The organism is Saccharospirillum alexandrii, assembly GCF_004000275.1.
Lineage (GTDB): Bacteria > Pseudomonadota > Gammaproteobacteria > Pseudomonadales > Natronospirillaceae > Saccharospirillum > Saccharospirillum alexandrii.
Window position 1 is genome coordinate 589,050 of sequence record NZ_RCIP01000001.1, and the last position, 20,410, is coordinate 609,459.

A 20,410-nucleotide genomic window follows, 5' to 3' on the forward strand; every position below is an offset into this window, starting at 1 on the left:
AGATGACTACAGAAATTATACTCGGTGTTGTTCTGTTCACCGTAATCGTGCTGTTGCTGGTCGGCGTTATTCTGTCGGCCCGCTCCAAGCTGGTGAGCAGCGGTGATGTAACCATCGAAATAAACGAAGATGCCGACAAGGCCATTACCGTGCCGGCCGGAAGCAAGCTGCTGGGTACCCTGGCTAATGATGGTATTTTCCTGTCTTCAGCCTGCGGTGGCGGCGGTACCTGCGCTCAGTGCAAGTGCAAAGTACTTGACGGCGGTGGCGCCGCCCTGCCAACCGAAGAGCAGCACTTTACTAAGGGTGAGCTGCGTGAAGGCTGGCGCCTGGCTTGCCAGGTAGCTGTGAAGCAGGACATGAAAATTGAAGTCGAGCCTGAGTTCTTCGGTGTAAAGCGCTGGGAGTGTACGGTTGAATCCAACCCGAACGTAGCCACCTTCATCAAAGAGCTGACGCTTCGCCTGCCGGAAGGTGAGAACGTCGATTTCCGGGCCGGCGGTTACGTCCAATTGGAAGCGCCGCCGCATGAAGTGCACTACAAGGACTTCGATATTGAAGAACGGTTCCGTTCAGACTGGGATAAGTTCAATGTCTGGCAATACTCTTCCAAGGTGAATGAGACCACCATTCGGGCCTATTCGATGGCGAATTACCCGGAAGAGAAGGGCATCGTCAAGTTCAATATCCGCATCGCCTCTCCACCGCCGGGAACGAGTTATCCGCCGGGCATCATGTCTTCATACGTCTTCAGTCTGAAGCCGGGTGACAAGATCACCGTGTTTGGACCGTTTGGCGAGTTTTTCGCCAAGGATACCGATGCGGAAATGGTGTTTATTGGTGGTGGTGCCGGTATGGCACCCATGCGGTCCCATATTTTCGACCAGCTGAAGCGTTTGAATTCGAAGCGCAAGATCAGTTTCTGGTACGGAGCCCGTAGCTTGCGTGAAACCTTCTATTCGGAAGAGTACGATAAACTGGCCGAAGAGAACGACAATTTCGAGTGGCACCTGGCCCTGTCGGATGCGCTGCCAGAGGACAACTGGACGGGCCATACGGGCTTTATTCATAACGTACTTTACGAGCAGTATCTGAAAGATCATGAGGCGCCGGAAGACGTCGAGTACTACATGTGTGGACCTCCGATGATGAACGCAGCCTGCATCAAGATGCTCGAAGATCTGGGTGTAGAACGCGACAACATCCTGCTTGACGACTTTGGCGGCTAAGCCAGGCTCTGCAATTGGAGAATTGATGTTTTGTGCCTTTAATAAGCCTGCAGTGTGGCTGTGCCTGATGGCATGGCTGCTCTCGGGCTGTTCTGGTTGGGGCGCAGCCGAGGTTCGTAAGCTCAGCGGCTACTCCATGGGAACCAGTTATGCCGTCAGTATTGTTGCCAAAGAGTCCGAAGCCCGGGCGCTTGACGGGGAAGTAAGAACGGCCATAGACGAAGTAAACGTCGCCATGTCCACTTATTTGCCGCGTTCTGATGTATCTCGTTTCAATGAAGCGCCTGTTAATAGCTGGGTTGCCGTCTCGCCGATGACGGCCGAGGTGGTCAGTCTGGCACTTGAGGTTGCTGAAGCCAGTAATGGCGCCTTTGACCCGACCATCGGGCCCCTGGTTAATCTATGGGGCTTTGGTCCCAAGGAAACCACGGACCAGGTGCCGTCTGAAGAAGACATTGAAGCGGCAATGGCGATGGTGGGCTGGCAAGCCATTGAGGTCGATAGTGCCGCCAGCAAACTGCGGAAAACGGAGCCACGAGAGTTGGATTTGTCGGCCATTGCGAAAGGGTTTGCGGTCGATCAGGTGGCTGACATGCTGGAAGCCAGAGGCATCACTAACTATCTGGTGGAAATCGGTGGAGAGATGCGTTTCGCAGGCACCAAGCCAGAAGGTGAAGCCTGGCGTGTTGCCATAGAATCACCAGACAGCGAACGCCGCTCGGTATACAAAGTACTGGAAGTGTCTGAAGGTTCCATGGCGACCAGTGGAGACTACCGGAATTTTTTCGAACAGGACGGGATGCGCTACTCCCACACCCTGGATCCGCAAAGCGGGTATCCTATTCGACATGATCTGGTCAGCGCGACTGTTCTTGGTGAGCGAAGTGTATTGAGCGATGCCTACGCTACCGCCTTTATGGTACTGGGCGCCGAGGCGGCCATGGCGCTAGCCAGCGATAAGGATCTCGCGGTTTACCTGATTCAGCGTAACGGGGAAGGGAATACGGAAATCCTGTCAGAGCGATTCGACGCATTGTTTGAGCAAAGCAACTAAACTGCAGTAAACCTGGCCTGTACCGGATCTGGATCGAATTTTTTACCGGCAATCGGTATTGGCCTTATTGGAGGTGCTTATGGCGACCTTTTTCGCTGTGTTTGTATTCATGCTGCTGGTGATTGCAGCAATGGCGGTGGGCGTGATCTTTGGGCGTCAGCCGATCAAAGGCTCTTGTGGTGGCATGGCTGCCGTGGGTATGGAAGCCGAGTGTGACGTTTGCGGGGGCGATAAAGGCAAGTGTGATACTGAGATCAAATCGGCTCGTAAAGCGGCCCGGCAAAAGGCCCTGTCTGATCTGGGTGTCGACGCAACCCGGTAATGAAGGTGATCGGTTATCACCTCGCACAGACAGTTTCTAAGGAGTAAGCATGTCGGAAGCACAATACGATCTGGTGATCATCGGCAGTGGACCTGCCGGTGAGAGCGCGGCTATGAACGCTGCTAAAGCGGGTAAGAAGGTGGCCGTTGTCGACCTGCGCCATCTGGTGGGGGGCAACTGCACACACCAGGGCACGATACCTTCCAAGGCACTGCGTCATGCGGTTAATCAGGTCATGCAATTTAATCGCAGCCCGATGTTCCGGCATATATCCGAACAAAAATGGTTGTCGTACAGTCAGGTTAGAGAATCGGCACACCGGGTCATTGATAAGCAAGTGTCAATGAGAGCCCGTTTCTACAGCCGCAACGGCGTCGATCTCTATTACGGTGTTGCCAGCTTTATCGATCCGCATACCATCAAGGTGGATCGCTCAGACGATCAGGCCGATATTCTGTCAGCCCACGAAATCATTGTAGCCACCGGTTCGCGGCCATACCGGCCACCTGAAGTCGATTTTAGCCATCCCCGGCTGTTCGACAGCGATACCATTCTCGACTCCTCAGAAACACCCCGGCATCTGGTCATTTATGGTGCGGGTGTTATTGGCAGTGAGTATGCCTCTATTTTCAACGGTCTGGGTTGCAAGGTAGATCTGATCAACCCGGGTGATCGCCTGCTGGCCTTTATGGACGACGAAATTTCCGATGGCCTGAGTTATCACTTGCGCGGCCACGGTGTATTGGTTCGGCACAATGAGGAATTTGTCAGTGTCGATGGTTTCGATGACCATATTGTACTGACATTGGCTTCTGGCAAGAAGATCAAGGCCGACGCCTTCATGTGGGCCAACGGACGTTCTGGTAACACCGACAAACTGAACATGCCAGCGGCAGGCCTTACTGCCAACAGGCGGGGGCAGCTGGAGGTGGATGAATTTTACCGGACGTCGGTGCCGCACATTTATGCCGTTGGTGATGTTATTGGCTGGCCGAGTCTTGCCAGCGCAGCGTACGATCAGGGTCGCAGTGCCTCTGGTGTGATCGTTGATAACAATACCTACCGGCACATAAACGATGTGCCCACTGGTATTTATACCATTCCGGAAATCTCGTCCGTGGGCAAAACCGAGCGCGAACTGACGCAGGCAAAGGTGCCCTATGAAGTGGGCAAAGCCTATTTCAAAGACACGGCCCGTGCTCAGATCACCGGTGAAGACGTCGGGATGCTGAAGTTATTGTTCCACCGGGATACGCTCGAACTGCTGGGTATCCATTGCTTCGGTGACCAGGCTGCTGAAATTCTGCACATTGGTCAGGCCATAATGGCCCAAAAGAATGGTGGCAATAACATTCAGTATTTCATCGAACATACGTTCAATTACCCGACAATGGCCGAAGCCTATCGGGTGGCGGCACTGAACGGCTTGAACCGTATTTTCTGAAAGGTGTCACTGAGTGTGACCGTTTCAAAAAGCAGCCTCAGGGCTGCTTTTTTTATTGCTGCATTCAGTAAACCCCACGTTTGGGCTGCACATAGCGATGAACGCGGATGGAGGGCAGAAAGGCGTCGTCTTCGAGCCGGTTGTCGCTGCGAACCAGGCGCTGGCGTTCTCCGGGTGGGGTGGCCGTGGGGATTGAGAAGTCGGGCAGCTCATTGACGCCCTGGCTGGGAAACAGGAGTGGCAGCGAGACATTGAGTGATTTGCGGCGGCCATCGGCAAAGACCAGATTGGCACGCAATACCGGTGCCTGTTTTTGCACGCGGGCCAGAGGTTCGGCGTCCGGCAGTGAAGCCAGGCGTTCCATCTGGATGCGAATGTGTGCCGATTCGGTATTGAGTTTGATCAACCGCTCCCAGGCCTCTTTTTTGGTGATTTTCTGGATGGATCGCCCGCTGGTGTACCAACTAAAGCCAACTCGATCTGGGCGCTTTACCACCAGAGGAATGTGCCGAAAAACCTGCTTCAGGTGCAAGCGGGTCAGGCCTTCTCGACCCAGAGCATCGTTCAGACCTTTGTAACGACGGGCTAGTTGACCTTGTAGCTCACGCCAGTGAACGGAATCGGCTGTTTTTATCGCCTGTACCCGATTGCGAAACCGGTCTTTGGCGATATTCACTTCAGCCGCAAGCGTTATCTGTTCGCGGTTCAGGGCAATCAGCCCCGGGTAGACCCGGGTTTCCCGGCCGTCCTGATCGTCCTGATACCAGAGGTCCAGCAGCAAATCCTCGAGGTCGGGCGCGCGTACGGCTCCGTTCCAGGGCGCAATCCAGTGCGCGCTGTCGTACTGATGAACCGAACGGGAAAAGGCAGAAATGGAGCGTCGCAATCGCTCAAACTCATCAAAGAGTTGTTTTTCATTCATATTTATACCGTTATCTACAGCCTGATCTTCAGCATAATGGATGTGGCTAGGGTTGCCAAGGTATTCATGTCAGGGCCGAATGACGGGATTAGGTTGTGCGCAGGAGGGGGTCTTAATAGGACAGGAAAACGGGCCCGGGAGGGCCCGCAGGAGTTATCAGGCTGAGTGGGCCTTGATGATGCCTTCCATCTTGATTTGGTCTTCAATGAACTTGCGAATGCCTTCCGCGAGCTTCTCGGTCGCCATCGGGTTGTTGTTCATGCCCAGGCGGAAATCAGATTCCCCGATCGCTTCCGGCTGCTTGCCCGTCGCCGCGGGTGCAACCAGGGCCTGTTTCAGTTCACCGCTGTCGTTACTCAGCTCTTCCAGCAAGGCGGGGCTGATGGTCAGGCGATCGCAACCGGCCAGAGCTTCAATTTCTCCGGTGTTGCGGAAGCTGGCACCCATCACAATGGTTGGGTAACCGTGTTCTTTATAATGCTTGAAGATCTCGCGAACACTGATGACGCCGGGGTCGTTTTCACCGGTATAAGTCTGGCCCGTGTCTTTTTTGTACCAGTCCATAATGCGACCGACAAAAGGAGAAATCAGCGTGGCACCGGCATCGGCGCACGCCTGGGCCTGTTCCATGCTGAACAAGAGGGTCATGTTGCAATGAATGCCTTCTTTTTCCAGGACGCGGGCAGCCTGAATGCCTTCCCAGGTGCTGGCGATCTTGATCAGAATGCGGTCACGGCTCCAACCTGCTTCTTCGTACAGTTCAATCAGTCGATGGGCTTTGGCGAGAGTGGCCTCGGTATCGAACGACAGGCGCGCATCCACTTCTGTGGATACGTAGCCAGGCACTTCCTGAAGAATTTCCTGACCGATCGAGGTGATCAGCCGGTCGATACCATCGTCAAAATTGCTGGCGTTAGCCATGCAGCGCTTGATCAGGTCGTCGTAGAGACCGCTTTCTACGGCTTTTAAAACCAGCGAGGGGTTGGTGGTCGCGTCCTGGGGTTTGAACTTCTTGATGGACTCGAGTTCGCCGGTATCTGCGACGATGACGGTGTATTCTTTCAGCTGTTCAAGTTTGCTCATGTCGACTCTCTTTTTGCTGACCCCGGGGGCCAGTGATGGTGGCTGGGATAGGTGCTGGAGTCCCCGTCAGGCGTGCTCCAGGGGCTCAGCATCAAGCAATTCAACTTCAGACAGTGCCCGCTCCAGTAACGCCATGCCGGCATCAGGTTTGTGCATGCCTTCACTCAAGACTCGGCGGAAACGTCGTGCGCCCGGCTGCCCTTGGAATAGACCCAGAGTGTGTCTTAGTGCGTATTTCAACGGCTTGCCTTGCTGCAGATGAAGGTCTACCCATTGAACGTACGCAGAGACCAACTCTGACTGGGTTTGAAGGGCTGTCGCCTGACCATAGTAGGTTGGGTCCACCGATTGCAGAATCAATGGGTTCTGGTAGGCCTCACGTCCGAGCATGACACCATCAAGGCCGTCATCGAGCAATGACAGGCAGGCGGCATGATCCTTGAGCCCGCCATTGATAATAATGTTCAGGGCAGGGAAATCAGCCTTCAACTGCTTGACCCGATCGTAGTCGAGCGGCGGTATCTCCCGGTTTTCCTTGGGGCTGAGGCCACTGAGAATGGCCTTGCGTGCATGGACTATGTAGGTGTCGCAGCCGGACTCGGCGGTGATGCCGACAAAGTCGCGCAGGAATTCGTAGCTGTCGAAGTCGTCGATGCCAATGCGATGTTTCAGCGTGATGGGCAGTGATACCGAGTCGCGCATGGCTTTGAGGCCGTCTCGGACCAGAGCGCCATGGGCCATGAGTATAGCGCCAATCATGCCATTCTGGACCCGGTCGGAAGGGCAGCCTGCGTTCAGGTTAACTTCATCATAGCCCCATTGTTCCGCCATTTTGGCGCAGGTGGCCAGATCTCGTGCATCGGAACCGCCCAGTTGCAGGGCCAGAGGGTGTTCAGACTCGGTGTAGGCCAGAAAACGGTCGCGCTGACCGTGTATGAGCGCGCCCGTCGTAACCATTTCGGTGTAAAGCAGGGCGCGGCGCGTCAGCAGCCGGTGAAACTGACGGCACTCACTGGTCGTCCAGTCCATCATGGGGGCTACGCTGAAGCGATGTGGATAGCTCAAGTTCATCTCCGGTGGCGGCGTCAGACAGGCTGGCGGGCGGCACTCCGGTTAGCGCCCGCCAGAACGTTCAGGTGCGCATCATAGCCAATATGTGACGCCAATATAACCAAAAGTCGCCATAACCACGGCATAAGGGAAGGCCATCACAACCATCCGACCGTATGACAGCCGCACCAGCGGCGAGATGGCTGACGTCAGCAGAAATAGAAAGGCGGCCTGACCGTTGGGCGTGGCAACCGATGGTAGGTTAGTACCGGTGTTGATCGCCACCGTCAGTAGGTTGAACTGGTCGCGGCTGATGTCACCGGCTTCAAGTGCCAGTTTCACTTCGTTGATGTATACCGTGGCCACGAATACATTGTCGCTGATTGCGGACAATAAGCCGTTCGCTATAAAGAACATGCCGGGCTGGATATCCATGGGCAGACTGAGTACCCAGGCGATGATGGGGGCGAACAGGTGCTGGCTGTGAATGACACCAACGATGGTAAAGAAGACGACCAGCAAGGCGGTGAACGGCAATGCTTCTTCAAAAGCCTTGCCGATATTGTGCTCGTCGGTAATGCCGTTGAACGCTGTTAACAGCACGATAACACTCAGGCCGATCAGGCCCACTTCAGCCAGATGGAATGCCAGGCCGAGTATCAGCCAGATGGCGACCACCCCCTGGACAATCAGCTTGGCGACGTCTTTGCGGGTACGTTTGGCTTGCTGGTGCTCCTCATAGTCCTCCAGAATGCTGCGCACAACCTGAGGCAGTTTGGAGCCGTATCCGAACCATTTGAGCTTCTCGAGCAGAACACAGGTAGTCAGGCCCGCGAACAACACCGGCATGGTTACCGGAGCCATTCTGAGAAAAAACTCTGCAAAGTCCCAGCCTGCTATGCGAGCAATCAGCAGGTTTTGCGGTTCGCCCACCAGGGTGCAGACACCGCCCAGCGCGGTGCCGACGGCGCCGTGCATCAGCAAAGAGCGCAAAAAGCCACGGAATGAGTCGAGATCTTCCCGATGCAGGTCTTCGACCCCTTCGTCCATATTATGGTCGTGGTCGTGGTGGAAGTGCTTTCCGGAAGCGACTTTATGGTAGACCGAATAGAAACCAACGGCGACGCTGATCAGTACGGCAGTGACGGTCAGGGCATCCAGAAAGGCTGACAGGAAGGCCGCTGCGCTGCAAAACATCAGGGAAAGCAGGGTTTTGGAGCGAATGCCCAGTAACAGCTTGGTGAAAATAAACAACAGCAAGTCTTTCATGAAATAGATGCCGGCAACCATGAACATCAGCAGCATGATCACCGGGAAGTTGGTCACCGCTTCGTGGTAAACGACTTCCGGGCTGGTCAGGCCGATGACAACGGCTTCAATGGCCAGCAAGCCGCCAGGTTGCAGCGGATAGCACTTTAATGCCATGGCCAGGGTGAAAATGAACTGACCAATCAGCATCCAGCCAACGATTAGGGGCCCGCTGTCTCCCAGACTGAAAAAAAGAATGGGGTTGATGACCAGGAAGGCGACAATGGTCTTTTTATACCAGTTGGGGCTGTGCCCCAGGAAGTTCTTAACAAAGGACTGACTAAGCGAGGTGTTCATCAGAGGCTCTTCGGGTAATGTGAAAGCGGTATCGCAACAACCCTGTTGTGGCCTGTACGGGTCGCGCAAAGCGCGCCCAAAGTACCCGTTTCTGCAGGAAATTCAAGCCGATTGTAGGAAAACAACAATAACAGGTCGCCAATCGGGAAGCCGATTCCTCCGCTTGTTGCCATGAAACCCTTGCCCGTTAAGACAAAACCTAAGAAATCGACGCTAAATATGTGCTTTTATTAACAAATTGAGTGTGGAACACTGATGCAATGGGTGGTTGCTGGGTATACTGGCAGCAAGGATGCGTTATTCGCTGGTTCACTGCGCAATCGGGCTGATCAACGGTATGATGATTGGCCAGGGCCGGCGGACAGTAACGCCACCCATCGGAGTCGCCGCCAAGGCAGCAGGCGGTTGTTGATCACGTCCCGTACGTGAGTCCCGCAACAAGGTTAGTGAACGATGAGTACAGCCACATCTAAGGAAGCGATCAAGACCGAGCTTGAAGCCACGCTGCAGCAAGCGCAGTCTGCACTTGAGAGTTTTAGCTCGGACACGAGCGATCTGGTGCAATTACAACAATCACAGGATCTGATTGGACAAATGCGGGGCATCTTCCAGGTTCTGGAGGAGGAGGGCGCCATCGCCCTGTGCGACGAGTTTAATGCGCTGATAAACGCTATTCCCACCGGCGATTCAGTCGATAGCGACGATGTGCGCGTCAAACTGGACGCCATGAGCGGCGGCCTGGTAGTGCTGAGCCGTTATCTGGAGTTTTTGAGCCTCGGTCAAAAAGCCATACCTGCGGTCCTGTTGCCCACCATCAATCAGCTTCGGCGGGCTCGGGGCGTGACTTTGCTGGGAGAGGGGCACTTCTTTCAGTTCTCGTTCAAACCCGGCAAACCGGCAGATAACAAAGTCTTCGAGTTTTCACCTCAGAAAGTTCGTCAGCTCAAGAAATTTCGCCATATGTACCAGGCCGGTTTGTTGCACCTGTTGCGGGGCGAGCGCACCGTCGGTGCCTTCAAATACATGGGTCTGGCGTTAAACCGGATTGATCAGCTGCTGGCTAACGCTCCTTGCGCGCCGCTGTGGTGGGTCGCTTCGGGCGCTCTGGAATCCATGGCCAACCGCAGTGCACTGATGACCGGGCCTCGCAAGATGCTGTTTGCGCAGCTCGATCGCCATCTGAAAGACCTGATCAGCCACGCCCCCAAATCGCTGAGCAAGCAACCTTCGCTCGCGCTGATGAAAGAATTCTTGTTTCTGCTTGCCATGAATCCGGCCGAAAGCCTCAGGGCGCGTCAGGTCGCCAAGTTTTACAACCTGCCCACCCTGGGGCAGAGCGATGACATGCTCGAAGAGCAGCGACAAATCCTGTTCAGTCCCGGCCGCAGTGTCCTGTCGAGTGTATCCGACGCCCTGAAAGAGGACATTTCGGTCATTAAGGATACGGTTGATCAGGCGGCGCGCGGTGACAGCGGCTTTTCAGCGCGTACCTTGCAAGAGCGCATGACCAAGGTGGCCGATGTGTACGTCATGCTGGGTCTGCAAAGTCCGGCGAACGTGTTGAAACAGCAAGCGAAAGTGATTGCAGGCTGGGCTGACAACGCAGCCCCCTCCAACGAGCAGCTGCTGACCATTGCCGATGCGGTCTTATACGCGGAAAGCGCCTTGTCCCGCATTTTGCAGGGTCAGCGCCAGTTGGAGGGCAGTGGCGACAACAAGGCCGCCTTGGCGCAGTTGCACGATGCCCGGGTTGTCCTGATCGATGAAGCAGAGGCTGGCCTGGCACTGGCCAAAAGAGCCATTACTGCGTACATGGACTCCCAGGGTGACCGACTGCATTTGTCGAATGTCGTGCCTACGCTCCATGGCGTAAAAGGGGCCTTTGTTTTCCTGAACAGCACTACCGCTGCCAACCTGATTCAGCGTGCCATTAACTACATCAGCCGGGATCTTGAAGAATCCGGCACCATGGTCGATCCGGGGCAGTTGGAGTCGCTGGCCGATGCCTTGTCGAGTCTGGAGTTCTTCCTTGAAGGCTTGCTCAGCGATTCAGCCAATGAAGATATCCTCAAACTCGCCAAACACAGCCTGGCTGCGCTGTCGGTGTAGTCCAATACCATGACACTGATGACGCAATGGCCACTGTTTGCTGTGCTGGTGCTGCCCGGCCTGGTACTGGCTTACATTGCCTTGCGTCTCCTGGTGCGGCGTGGCTGGGTACGTGGCTTCGTTCGAGGCTCCCTGGGCCTCGCTTGCCTGGCCGGCCTGATCATCATCGGCCTCTTTGTTGTTGATCTGGCGGCTTATCGCGCCTTTACCCGGGAAATGGCCATCGCAACCCTGTCGTTCAGTCAGCAGGGCGAGCAGATCTATGAGGTCAGTCTGGAGACCAATCAGGACCAACAACAACGCACCCTGGTGTTGAATGGCGATGAATGGCAGTTGGATGCCAGAGTGCTTACCTGGTCAGGGCCGCTGGTGGTGTTCGGTATGGAGCCGGTGTATCGGCTGGATCGGATCAGTGGGCGTTATCAGTCCGTTGAACGGGAACTGAACGCGCCAAGAAGCGTTATCGATTTGCGTGCGGATGCGCTCTGGTCGGCGAGTGAGGTGAGCGATTGGTTGCCCTGGATCAACGCACGGTTTGGAAGCAGTGTGTATCTGCCCATGGTTGATAACGGCTTGTTTGAAGTGGTGCTGGGTGCTCAGGGACTGGTCGCGAGACCGGTCAATGAACCGGCTCGCGACGCGCTGGGTCAGTGGTTTTCTGACTGAGCACCACTGGTTTGCGCTAAATTACAGAGAAAACAGGTCCGACAGGCGGGTTGCCAGCATCATGTCGCCTTCGGTACGCAACCGACCTGCCATAAATGCCTGCATGCCATTCAAATCGCCTGAAACGATTTCTTTCAACGTCTCTTCATCCATGATCAGGGTGACGGAAGGGTCCTGATGCTCTCCGGATACCAGCTGGCACTGGCTGTCTTTTACGATCAGGTGGTAGGTCTCGCTGTCGTCGATGTTGAATTGAAACACAACATCCAGGCCCGAGGCGGCGTCAGCGTTGAATTGGGACTCGATGTTGTTGAACATGTCTGCGGTCGAAGCCATGGTCTGCTCTCCGTTAAGGGGTGGCTGAATTGTCAATGCCTGGATTGTAGAGAGCTGATGGTTCAAAATCAAACGATTGTTTGAAACGTAAGTTTAACTGATGAAAAGGAGAGAATTGTGTGGGCTGAATACGGTGCATTTGTATTAAAAACCATCACCCTGGTCGTTATTCTGGTGATCGGGCTGATCGCGGTAGCTCGCGCATCGCAGGGAAACAGCGGTGGATCCAAAAAATCCGGGGGTCGGTTGCAGGTCGAAAAACTGAACGACCGCCTGGCTACAGGTGCCGATCGGGTTCGACAGGTTGTCATGTCGAAGAAAACCTACAAGGCACACCAGAAAGCTCAAAAGGCCGACCAGAAGGCCACTGCCGGGAAAACGGCAGATCAGGTCTGGGTGCTGCGTTTTAAAGGCGATATGCAGGCGTCTCAGGTAGACAGTTTACGCCGCGAGGTCACAGCGATAATTCAGGTAGCCAGTGCCAGTGATGAGGTCGTGGTGGTGCTCGAAAGCCCCGGAGGGGCTGTGTCTGGCTACGGCCTGGCGGCATCGCAGTTGGTGCGCCTGAAAGACGCTGGTTTGTCACTGACGGTATGTGTCGACAAAGTGGCTGCCAGTGGCGGTTACATGATGGCGTGCATTGCGGACCGAATCATAGCGGCTCCCTTTGCAGTAGTCGGCTCCATAGGTGTGCTGGCACAGGTGCCCAACATTCATAAGCTGCTGCAACGGCATCAGGTTGATGTGGAGGTGTTGACGGCGGGTAAGCACAAAGCGCCGATGACACTGATGGGTGAGAAAACGGAGGAGGGCCGTCAGAAGCTGCTGGACGATCTCAAGGCCATACATGAACGTTTTAAAGAGTTGGTAGGGCGCTACCGCCCGCAGCTCGATCTGGCGGCGGTCACTGAAGGCGATTTCTGGTTGGCGGAGGATGCTCGCGAACTGGGGTTGGTCGATCAGCTGGAAACCAGCGACGCCTACCTGCTGGCCAAAGCGCGCAGCGCTGATGTGGTTTCGGTTACCTGGGTGCCTCAGGTGGGGGTGGATCAGCGTCTGAAAAAGGCGTTTTCCTCGTCTCTTCAGGGGGCTGTTGAGTCATTATCTCAGCGCTATATTCCCTGAGCCAGTAATGGCAGATGGTAATCGTGGGCGGTGACGCGGCGGGGCAGAGTCGGTTGGCTCTGCCCCGGTGGCTGGAAACACCAGCGTTATCGATTATTGAAGCCGGGTGACGTCGACATAGAGCGTCAGGCGCTGTCCGGGCTGCAAGTATTCCTGACCGATGGTGTTCCAGTTCTGAATATCGGCAATACGCACGTTAAAGCGATTGGCGATGCGGTACAGCGAGTCGCCCGCCCGCACGACATAACCGACTTTACGTACGACTTCACGTCCGTTCCTAACCGATGAGCTGACTGAGGCACTGGTTGATGCCACGGCATCGTTACTGACCCACACGGCCAGTGTTTGTCCGGGGCGAATAACGTCGCGTGGGGCCATGTTGTTCCACCGGGCGAGGCTTTGAACCGTGACGTCAAACTCTCTGGAAATATCCCAGAAACTGTCCCCTGGCTGAACCACATAATCGACGCGTCGGGTGTCTGAGCTGCCTGACGCATTTTGTCGCCGCTCGAGTCGCTGTTCTGCACTCATCGAATAAGCAGTGCTGCTGGCCGAAGCGGTGGGGATCATCAGGGCGTCGCCCGCACGAATCATACTGCCATTTAAATCATTCGCTTCCTGGATGATGGCGACAGTCACCCCGAAGTCACGGGCAATGGTCAGCAATGAATCACCGGGTTCGATGGTGTAGCGTTGCCAGGCCATGCGTGAGTCGAGCGGCAGGTCGGCAAGGCGCTCCCGGAAACCGGCGGCTTTATCCGCATGTACCAGCAACCGGTGCGGTCCTTCAGGGTTGGTTGCCCACTGGTTGAAGCCCGGATTCAGCAAGTACAAATCGCTCAGGTCCATATCGGCCATCGTTGCGGCTTGTGCAAGGTCAATCTGGCTGCCGACATCAACGATCTCAAAGAACGGCTCTGTATCGAGCAATGGCAGTTCAATACCATAGGTTTCCGGCGAGTGAATCAGTTTTGCCAGTGCGAACATCTTGGGGACATAGGCCTCGGTTTCCCGGGGTAAATCCAGGTTCCAGAAGTCCGTTGGTTTGCCTTCGGCCCGGTTGCGACGCATGGCGCGCATAACGGTGCCAGGGCCTGAGTTGTAGGCGGCCAGGGCCAGCAGCCAATCACCATCAAACATGTCGTTGAGTTGATCGAGGTATTCCATGGCAGCCCGGGTCGACTCGACCACATCTCGGCGACCGTCGTACCACCAGTCCTGCTTGAGCCCGAACATGCGCCCGGTCGAAGGTATGAACTGCCACATGCCAGCGGCGCTGCCGTGAGAATAAGCGAACGGATCGAACGCACTTTCAACAATGGGCAGCAAAGCCAGGTCGAGCGGCATGTCCCGAGCCTGCAGTTCCGCGACAATGTGGAACATATAGCGACCTGCGCGTTCGCTGACGCGGTTGAAATAGCTCTGGTGGCTGGCATACCAGCGTAATTGCGAGGTGATGCGGGGGTCTTCCAGTGCCAGATCAAATTCAAAGCCACGACGCAAGGTTTGATACAGATCTTCCGGGTATTGGGCATAAGGGTCGTAAACCGCGCGCGCGCGCAGGGTTTCAGCGCTCAGGTCCGGCTCAGTATCAAACAGATACTCGGTTGCCGTCAGGTCAGCGAGCAGTGGATCAAAGATTGCCTCGGGTTCGGGTTGAGCGGCTTCATCCAGGGCGGTATCCAATTCGCTTTCAACCAGAACCTGCTCGCTGACGTCAGCGCTGGCCTCCGGATTCGGCTCTGCGGTGGTCTGGGAAAAAGACGAGAGTGCAGGCAAGGTACTGCATCCGCTGGTGACAAAGCCTGCGACGGCCAGCGGTATCAATAGTCGTTTGGATGCCATGTATGAGTCGTTTCTTTTTTGATGCTGGATTCCAGTTGGGCGATAATTCTATGTTGCTATGGGGTGCAGGGGCAAGTTAAGGCATAGTAAGGGTGAAGTGATCAAGCCGCTTTGTGACACTGAGCATTGGTCAGGGGATCCTATTTCGGCGCTTTATGACATATTCTGACGTGCGCTGACGTTAATGAGGGCATTTTGGCTAAACGGATAGGTTTCAGATTCAAACAGTGGCTTCGAGCGGGGCCTCCGTCCGTAGCCGTCCAGGAATCAGCCCTGCATGACTGGTACAACACGCCTATGGGCAGTCGTTTGATCGAAGTCGAACGACAATTGGTCGCCCGGGCTCTGGCTGGCCGCTTTGGCACGCACCTGGTTCAGCTGGATTCCGGCTATCACAGGCCGCTGTTTGAGCCCCGTCTGTATGGTTGTGGTGTGTTAATGACGCAGCTCGATAATCGGGCGCCTTGTCCGAGTGTTCGGGGCGATGCCGAAGCCTTGCCGTTTGAACCGGAGAGTCTCGATGCACTGATCATGCATCACACTCTGGATCAGTGCGATAACCCATACCAGGCAGTACGTGAAGCGGCTCAGACCCTAAGACCGGGTGGCATACTGGTGATCGTTGGCTTTAACCCTTATTCCACCTGGGGTCTTCGTGCCTTGTTCAGCCGGGCTCGTTCCGGTCTCTGGCGCAGTCGGTTCATCAGCAGCAATCGGGTTTCGGACTGGATGCAGTTGCTGAATTTTGAACTGGAGCGCTCCGAAAAACACGGGTTTATGTCACCCTTCTCCCGGCCAGCCTGGCTCTCAAAGTTGAGGTTCTTTGGCCGGCTGCAAAAATCGTTGTTGCCCGTCACTGGCTCGGTCTATCTATTGGTCGGGTGCAAACAGGTACCGGGACGAATCAATGGCCGTGCCCGCTGGCGCGCCAAGCCCATACTCGAATCCGGGTTGGCCGGTCGAACCATCAGGAAACAACATGAGCAATAGTGAACAATCTGGCCAGGCTGTGGTGCTTTACACCGACGGTGCTTGCCGGGGTAACCCTGGCCCGGGTGGCTGGGGTGTATTGATGCAATACGGACAGAAACACAAGGAACTCTATGGCGGTGAAGACCAGACAACCAATAACCGAATGGAACTGATGGCCGCCATTGCTGGCCTGGAAGCCCTGAAACGCACATGCCAGGTCGACATTTACACCGACTCGCAGTACGTGCGCAAAGGCATTACCGAATGGATACATGGCTGGAAGAAGAATGGCTGGAAGACATCGGCCAAAAAAGACGTCAAGAACCGGGATTTATGGCAGCGGCTAGACGACAGCATCGCTCGCCACCGGGTGAGCTGGCACTGGGTAAAGGGTCATGCGGGCCATCCGGGGAACGAGCGGGCCGACGCACTGGCCAATCTGGGGATTGACGATCGCAGTGTGCGTGCCTGAGTGAGGCTGCGCCGCGGTGGGTGGTGTGTTTCAACCTATTTCACGATGAGAATATTGACAGCATGAGACAGATTGTTCTGGATACGGAAACCACGGGTTTAAGCCCCAATAAAGGCGATCGCATCGTGGAAGTCGGGTGTGTCGAACTGGTGGATCGCAAGCTAACCGGTCGTCACTTTCATTACTATATAAACCCCGAGCGCGACATTCCCGACGAGGTGGTTGCGGTCCATGGTATTGATAACGACAAAGTAAAGGATGCCCCCAAATTTCGTGACATTGCCCAGGAGTTTTGGGACTACGTTCATGGAGCCGAACTGGTCATTCACAATTCAGCCTTCGACATGGGCTTTCTGCAGATGGAGTTCAACCGGCTTGCTGATGAGGGCTTCTCTCAGTTTGGGCAACTTAATGCTGTCTGTGGCGTACTCGATACGCTGAAGCTGGCACGCGAAAAACACCCGGGTGCCAAGGCGTCACTGGATGCCTTGTGCAAACGCTATGGCATCGACAATTCACACCGTACCTTGCACGGCGCCTTGCTCGATTCGGAAATTCTGGCTGACGTCTATTTGTTGATGACGGGTGGTCAGACTGCGTTGATTCTGGACGATGAAGAAGAAAAGAGTTCGGAGCAGGTCAGTTTTGACGCCAGTGCGGTCATTGCCTCCAACCAGCCTCTCAAGCGCGTTCAACCAACACCTGAAGAGCAGGATGCGCATCGCGACATGATGGCTATTATAGAGAAAGCTGCGGGTAAGACTCCGTTATGGCTTGAACTGGCAACCCCTTGTGACTAGGGGTTAACCAGTTCTTTACCGCCGGGCTTGCTCAGTGCAGAGAACGCCGGATCACGCCTACGTAGAGGCCTTCAATGGCGAAATCCTGCTGGGTTAGATCAACCCGGATGGGCTCGAAGTCTTCATTTTCCGGGTAGAGCGTGACAGTCTGTCCATCACGTTCATAGCGTTTGACGGTGACTTCATCGCCTACTCGGGCCACAACAACATCGCCATTGCGGACCTGGTCGGTTTTGTGAACCGCGATGAGATCGTCTTCGAGAATGCCCATGTTTTTCATGCTCAAGCCCTGAACCTGCAATAAAAAATCTGCCTTGGGGCTGAATAGGGTAGAGGGAAGGCTCAGGAATTCTTCTATCTGTTCCTGTGCCAGTATGGGTTCACCTGCAGCAACCCGCCCGACTACCGGCAAGCCGGACTCGGGTTCCTCGGGAAGGCGAATGCCGCGCGATGCGCCAGGGATGATCTCGATGGCGCCTTTGCGGGCCAGCGCCTTGAGGTGTTCTTCGGCGGCGTTGGGAGAGCGGAAGCCCAGTTGGCTGGCGATTTCCGCACGGGTAGGGGGGTAGCCCGTTTCCAGCATGTGGTCTTTTACGAGGTCGAGAACTTGTTGTTGACGAGCCGTCAGTTTAAACATAATGTCGCCCTGTTTTTATATACAGTAGCTGTGATTATATACAGCCTGTGGTCGCTGTAAAGGATTCTCTGGTTTGAAAAGTAGCAGTCAATACTTCCCGGTTGCTCTGCTGAGCGCGGAGTACAAAGAAGGCATTTATGAAGATGTCTATTCGCTGAAACCCAATACCAGTACCGACAATACGGTGGAGATTGCGCTGGTTCGGCTGCATTCAGAACAGGTGTCGCGGGGTCACCCGGTCTTGCTGGTGCATGATGCCTTCTCCAACCACTGGCAATGGCTCGACTATGGAGTGGGTGGTGTGGCCGGTGCGCTGGTAAGGGCGGGGTATGATGTCTGGCTTATGGACTGGCGCGGCCATGGTTTGTCTTCCCGCAATCAGCGCCCCTCCCTCAATACACTCGATGCGATGGCTGAATTTGATCTGCCGCCTGTTATCCGATTTATTGAGGAGAAAACATCACAGCTACCGACGCTGGTTAGTCAGGGTTTCGGCTGTGAGATGGTGTTGCAGCATGCAGCTGTAAAGCAGTACCAGGCCAATGTTGTCTTGTTGAACGCATCGCCGGTTTGGCCGCGCCGGGTGTTCTGGATTCCGGGCGTCAAAGCCTGGCACAGAGTCAGGCTTGGTTTACGGCGCTGGCATCGAAAAGAAGGGCGGGAAGAGTCGGAGCCCGCGACGCTATTCCGCCAGCTGCTGCGCCGCCAGGGTTGGTTTGGACGTTGGCGTGGCTATGATCGGGAGCTGATGAAGCCCCGTTTAAAAGCCGTGGAATCCCGTCTTTACTGGGTTCTTTCATCACATCAGGCTGATTCTGGTCTAGGGCGCTTTGGGTTAGATCCGAAACGAGCTATTACGGGTGCGGGTGCACGGGATTGGCTGGCGTTAATAGCCTCGATCAGTCCGACCCATAAGCCGGTTGTGCAGGAAGGACACCATGAGTCATGATGCTAACCGGTGTCCGGATTGATCGAATCCAGACACCGGTGATGGGTTCCGTCAGGCGCCTGTTCGACCCGGCAGTACATCCTTAAGCTTGGCATGCATGGATCGCAGTAAATGCTCGGTAGCAGACCAGCCAATGCAGGCATCGGTTACGGAGACACCCGGCTTGAGCTGTGACAGGTCGTCCGGAATGCTCTGGTTTCCCTCTTCCAGGTTGCTTTCAATCATTAAGCCAATGATCGACTGATTGCCCTCAAGAATCTGGTTGGCAACGTTGTCGGCAACCAGGGGCTGCAGCGCATGGTCTTTATTGGAGTTTGCGTGCGAGCAGTCGACCATGATGTTCGTCGGTACACCCGCCTTGCGCAGCGTGGCTTCACACTGGGCAACGCTGACCGAGTCGTAATTTGGCTTGCCGTTACCGCCGCGTAATACAACATGCCCGTAAGCGTTGCCCTTGGTGTGGATGATGGCGACCTGGCCTTCCTGATTGATACCCAGGAACCGGTGTGGTGACGACACGGACTTGAGCGCATTGATGGCGACATCAAGGCTGCCGTCGGTGCCGTTCTTGAAACCAACGGCGGAAGACAGGCCACTGGCCATTTCTCGGTGTGTCTGGCTTTCTGTCGTTCGAGCGCCCACAGCAGACCAACTGATCAGGTCTTGCAGGTACTGCGGTGAAATCGGGTCGAGTGCTTCTGTGGCTGTCGGCAGACCGAGGTGGGCGATGTCCATCAGCAACTTGCGACCAATGTGAAGACCGTCTTCAATTTTAAAGGAGTCGTTCAGGTACGGGTCATTGATCAGACCTTTCCAGCCAGTGGTTGTGCGGGGTTTTTCGAAGTAAACCCGCATCACAATCAGCATGGATTCGCTGACTTCATCGCTCAATGCCTTGAGGCGCTTGGCGTAGTCAATGGCCAGCACCGGATCGTGTATTGAGCAGGGACCGATGACCACGATGATGCGCGGATCGGTTCTATCCAGTATGGCGCGTACGGCATCGCGACCGGCATTGATAACGGCAGCGGCTTGTTCTGTGACCGGAATGTCGGCTTTCAGGGCATCTGGTGTGAGCAGAATTTCCTGGCTTTCTACGTTTAAGTTCGCTAATGCTTGCATGATAACGCTAGGGCTCTCGTTAATGGCTCAATTCATATTGGGTGTCGCCAGGCCGCTAACGCTTGTAAGCCCCGTCGGGGTTGGCCTGAACCTTCAGGAATGATAAGTAAGTAAAGAATAAAATACAACCCGTAAAGAAAAGGATACAGTTTGGTGGTCTCTCGTTCAAAGAGTAAGAAAAACCAAAAGCCATTCTCCGGATTGCTCGGTGGTTTCGTCGTGATCATTGCGTTTGTTGCTGCAATGGGAATCGCACTGGAGGAGATGGCAGCGGGCGAAGGTGAGTATCGGCGAACTGTCTGGGATCGTATGACGGGTAAGCCAGCTGTACCTGTCGGACGGGCGCAAGTCAGTGTGCAGCTGGCCGTGGAGATCTGCCGGCAACGAGTAGTGGGGCAACTTGGCCGCGAGTTGCTGCAGGCGAACTTTGACCAGCGTTCTTCGCGGTACAACACCGAATTGCAGGTCCACACCGTGTTTCTGGATTTGACCCTGGATGGTCGGGAACGCGATGACATCTATGCCCGGTGTGATGTGTCAGCGGTTAACCGCCTAATACTGGAGTATCGGTTGCAGAACTACGGGAATATGTTTTGGGGTTGAGAATTAGGCGAAGGTGGGAGTAATGGCCTGATCAAGGGCCGATAAAAAGATTATGCTAAAAATGA

Annotated in this window: 20 protein-coding genes; 12 read left to right on the forward strand and 8 right to left on the reverse strand. The window is 55.1% G+C overall.

Going from position 1 to position 20,410, the window contains the following annotated elements:
- Nucleotides 1-2: 2 nt before the first annotated feature.
- The 4 genes from nqrF to sthA all read left to right on the forward strand — a co-directional run bounded on the left by nqrF (nucleotide 3) and on the right by sthA (nucleotide 4,049).
- Nucleotides 3-1,229 carry an NADH:ubiquinone reductase (Na(+)-transporting) subunit F gene (nqrF, locus tag EP166_RS02795; RefSeq protein WP_127555280.1) on the forward strand — a complete coding sequence of 409 codons (1,227 nt, stop codon included), beginning with the start codon at nucleotides 3-5 and terminating at the stop codon, nucleotides 1,227-1,229.
- Nucleotides 1,230-1,296: 67 nt separating this feature from the next.
- The gene (locus EP166_RS02800; RefSeq protein ID WP_164743784.1) at nucleotides 1,297-2,283 is read left to right on the forward strand and encodes an FAD:protein FMN transferase; all 987 of its coding nucleotides are present in this window, start codon (nucleotides 1,297-1,299) and stop codon (nucleotides 2,281-2,283) included.
- Nucleotides 2,284-2,362: 79 nt separating this feature from the next.
- On the forward strand, nucleotides 2,363-2,605 hold the full coding sequence (gene nqrM / locus EP166_RS02805) for a (Na+)-NQR maturation NqrM (RefSeq protein WP_127555282.1): 243 nt from the start codon (nucleotides 2,363-2,365) through the stop codon (nucleotides 2,603-2,605).
- A gap of 49 nt (nucleotides 2,606-2,654) precedes the next feature.
- Nucleotides 2,655-4,049, forward strand: coding sequence for a Si-specific NAD(P)(+) transhydrogenase (gene sthA, locus EP166_RS02810; RefSeq protein WP_127555283.1), 1,395 nt, complete (start codon nucleotides 2,655-2,657; stop codon nucleotides 4,047-4,049).
- 64 nt (nucleotides 4,050-4,113) lie between these two features.
- On the opposite strand, the gene EP166_RS02815 is transcribed toward sthA, so the two are convergent.
- The 4 genes from EP166_RS02815 to nhaB form a co-directional block, all read right to left on the reverse strand.
- Entirely contained in the window at nucleotides 4,114-4,971 is an 858-nt protein-coding gene (locus EP166_RS02815) for a DNA replication terminus site-binding protein (RefSeq protein ID WP_127555284.1), read from the reverse strand.
- Nucleotides 4,972-5,127: 156 nt separating this feature from the next.
- On the reverse strand, nucleotides 5,128-6,054 hold the full coding sequence (tal, locus tag EP166_RS02820) for a transaldolase (protein ID WP_127555285.1): 927 nt from the start codon (nucleotides 6,052-6,054) through the stop codon (nucleotides 5,128-5,130).
- Nucleotides 6,055-6,120: 66 nt separating this feature from the next.
- Nucleotides 6,121-7,125: a tRNA dihydrouridine(20/20a) synthase DusA gene (dusA, locus tag EP166_RS02825; RefSeq protein ID WP_127555286.1), complete on the reverse strand. Its 1,005-nt coding sequence runs from the start codon at nucleotides 7,123-7,125 to the stop codon at nucleotides 6,121-6,123.
- A gap of 72 nt (nucleotides 7,126-7,197) precedes the next feature.
- On the reverse strand, nucleotides 7,198-8,709 hold the full coding sequence (nhaB, locus tag EP166_RS02830; protein WP_127555287.1) for a sodium/proton antiporter NhaB: 1,512 nt from the start codon (nucleotides 8,707-8,709) through the stop codon (nucleotides 7,198-7,200).
- A gap of 453 nt (nucleotides 8,710-9,162) precedes the next feature.
- On the opposite strand from nhaB, the gene EP166_RS02835 reads away from it, so the two are divergent.
- Complete coding sequence (locus tag EP166_RS02835) at nucleotides 9,163-10,818, forward strand: FimL-related protein (protein ID WP_127555288.1); 1,656 nt, start codon at nucleotides 9,163-9,165, stop codon at nucleotides 10,816-10,818.
- 9 nt (nucleotides 10,819-10,827) lie between these two features.
- Nucleotides 10,828-11,484 carry a cation/multidrug efflux pump gene (locus tag EP166_RS02840; RefSeq protein ID WP_127555289.1) on the forward strand — a complete coding sequence of 219 codons (657 nt, stop codon included), beginning with the start codon at nucleotides 10,828-10,830 and terminating at the stop codon, nucleotides 11,482-11,484.
- A 21-nt stretch (nucleotides 11,485-11,505) separates the two neighbouring features.
- On the opposite strand, the gene EP166_RS02845 is transcribed toward EP166_RS02840, so the two are convergent.
- Nucleotides 11,506-11,820 (reverse strand): SCP2 sterol-binding domain-containing protein, encoded by a 315-nt coding sequence (locus tag EP166_RS02845; protein WP_127555290.1) that lies wholly within the window; start codon nucleotides 11,818-11,820, stop codon nucleotides 11,506-11,508.
- Between the two features lie 117 nt (nucleotides 11,821-11,937).
- On the opposite strand from EP166_RS02845, the gene sohB reads away from it, so the two are divergent.
- The gene (gene sohB / locus EP166_RS02850) at nucleotides 11,938-12,945 is read left to right on the forward strand and encodes a protease SohB (RefSeq protein WP_127555291.1); all 1,008 of its coding nucleotides are present in this window, start codon (nucleotides 11,938-11,940) and stop codon (nucleotides 12,943-12,945) included.
- Nucleotides 12,946-13,038: 93 nt separating this feature from the next.
- On the opposite strand, the gene EP166_RS02855 is transcribed toward sohB, so the two are convergent.
- Nucleotides 13,039-14,790: a LysM peptidoglycan-binding domain-containing protein gene (locus EP166_RS02855; protein WP_127555292.1), complete on the reverse strand. Its 1,752-nt coding sequence runs from the start codon at nucleotides 14,788-14,790 to the stop codon at nucleotides 13,039-13,041.
- A 297-nt stretch (nucleotides 14,791-15,087) separates the two neighbouring features.
- Between EP166_RS02855 and EP166_RS02860 the strand changes: the two genes are divergently transcribed.
- From EP166_RS02860 to dnaQ, 3 genes are all read left to right on the forward strand, one after another.
- Nucleotides 15,088-15,780: a class I SAM-dependent methyltransferase gene (locus EP166_RS02860; protein ID WP_127555293.1), complete on the forward strand. Its 693-nt coding sequence runs from the start codon at nucleotides 15,088-15,090 to the stop codon at nucleotides 15,778-15,780.
- Nucleotides 15,770-16,234: a ribonuclease HI gene (rnhA, locus tag EP166_RS02865; RefSeq protein ID WP_127555294.1), complete on the forward strand. Its 465-nt coding sequence runs from the start codon at nucleotides 15,770-15,772 to the stop codon at nucleotides 16,232-16,234. Before EP166_RS02860 ends, rnhA begins: the two co-directional genes overlap by 11 nt.
- Nucleotides 16,235-16,296: 62 nt before the next feature.
- Entirely contained in the window at nucleotides 16,297-17,034 is a 738-nt protein-coding gene (gene dnaQ, locus EP166_RS02870) for a DNA polymerase III subunit epsilon (RefSeq protein ID WP_127555295.1), read from the forward strand.
- A gap of 31 nt (nucleotides 17,035-17,065) precedes the next feature.
- Here dnaQ and lexA read toward each other — a convergent pair whose 3' ends face one another.
- Nucleotides 17,066-17,671: a transcriptional repressor LexA gene (gene lexA, locus EP166_RS02875; protein WP_127555296.1), complete on the reverse strand. Its 606-nt coding sequence runs from the start codon at nucleotides 17,669-17,671 to the stop codon at nucleotides 17,066-17,068.
- Nucleotides 17,672-17,744: 73 nt separating this feature from the next.
- Between lexA and EP166_RS02880 the strand changes: the two genes are divergently transcribed.
- Nucleotides 17,745-18,620: an alpha/beta hydrolase gene (locus EP166_RS02880; protein ID WP_127555297.1), complete on the forward strand. Its 876-nt coding sequence runs from the start codon at nucleotides 17,745-17,747 to the stop codon at nucleotides 18,618-18,620.
- 51 nt (nucleotides 18,621-18,671) lie between these two features.
- On the opposite strand, the gene EP166_RS02885 is transcribed toward EP166_RS02880, so the two are convergent.
- Nucleotides 18,672-19,742: a 3-deoxy-7-phosphoheptulonate synthase gene (locus EP166_RS02885; protein WP_127555298.1), complete on the reverse strand. Its 1,071-nt coding sequence runs from the start codon at nucleotides 19,740-19,742 to the stop codon at nucleotides 18,672-18,674.
- 153 nt (nucleotides 19,743-19,895) lie between these two features.
- Between EP166_RS02885 and EP166_RS02890 the strand changes: the two genes are divergently transcribed.
- A complete protein-coding gene (locus tag EP166_RS02890; protein WP_127555299.1) occupies nucleotides 19,896-20,345 on the forward strand; it encodes a hypothetical protein in 450 nt (149 codons plus the stop codon).
- Nucleotides 20,346-20,410 lie beyond the last annotated feature (65 nt).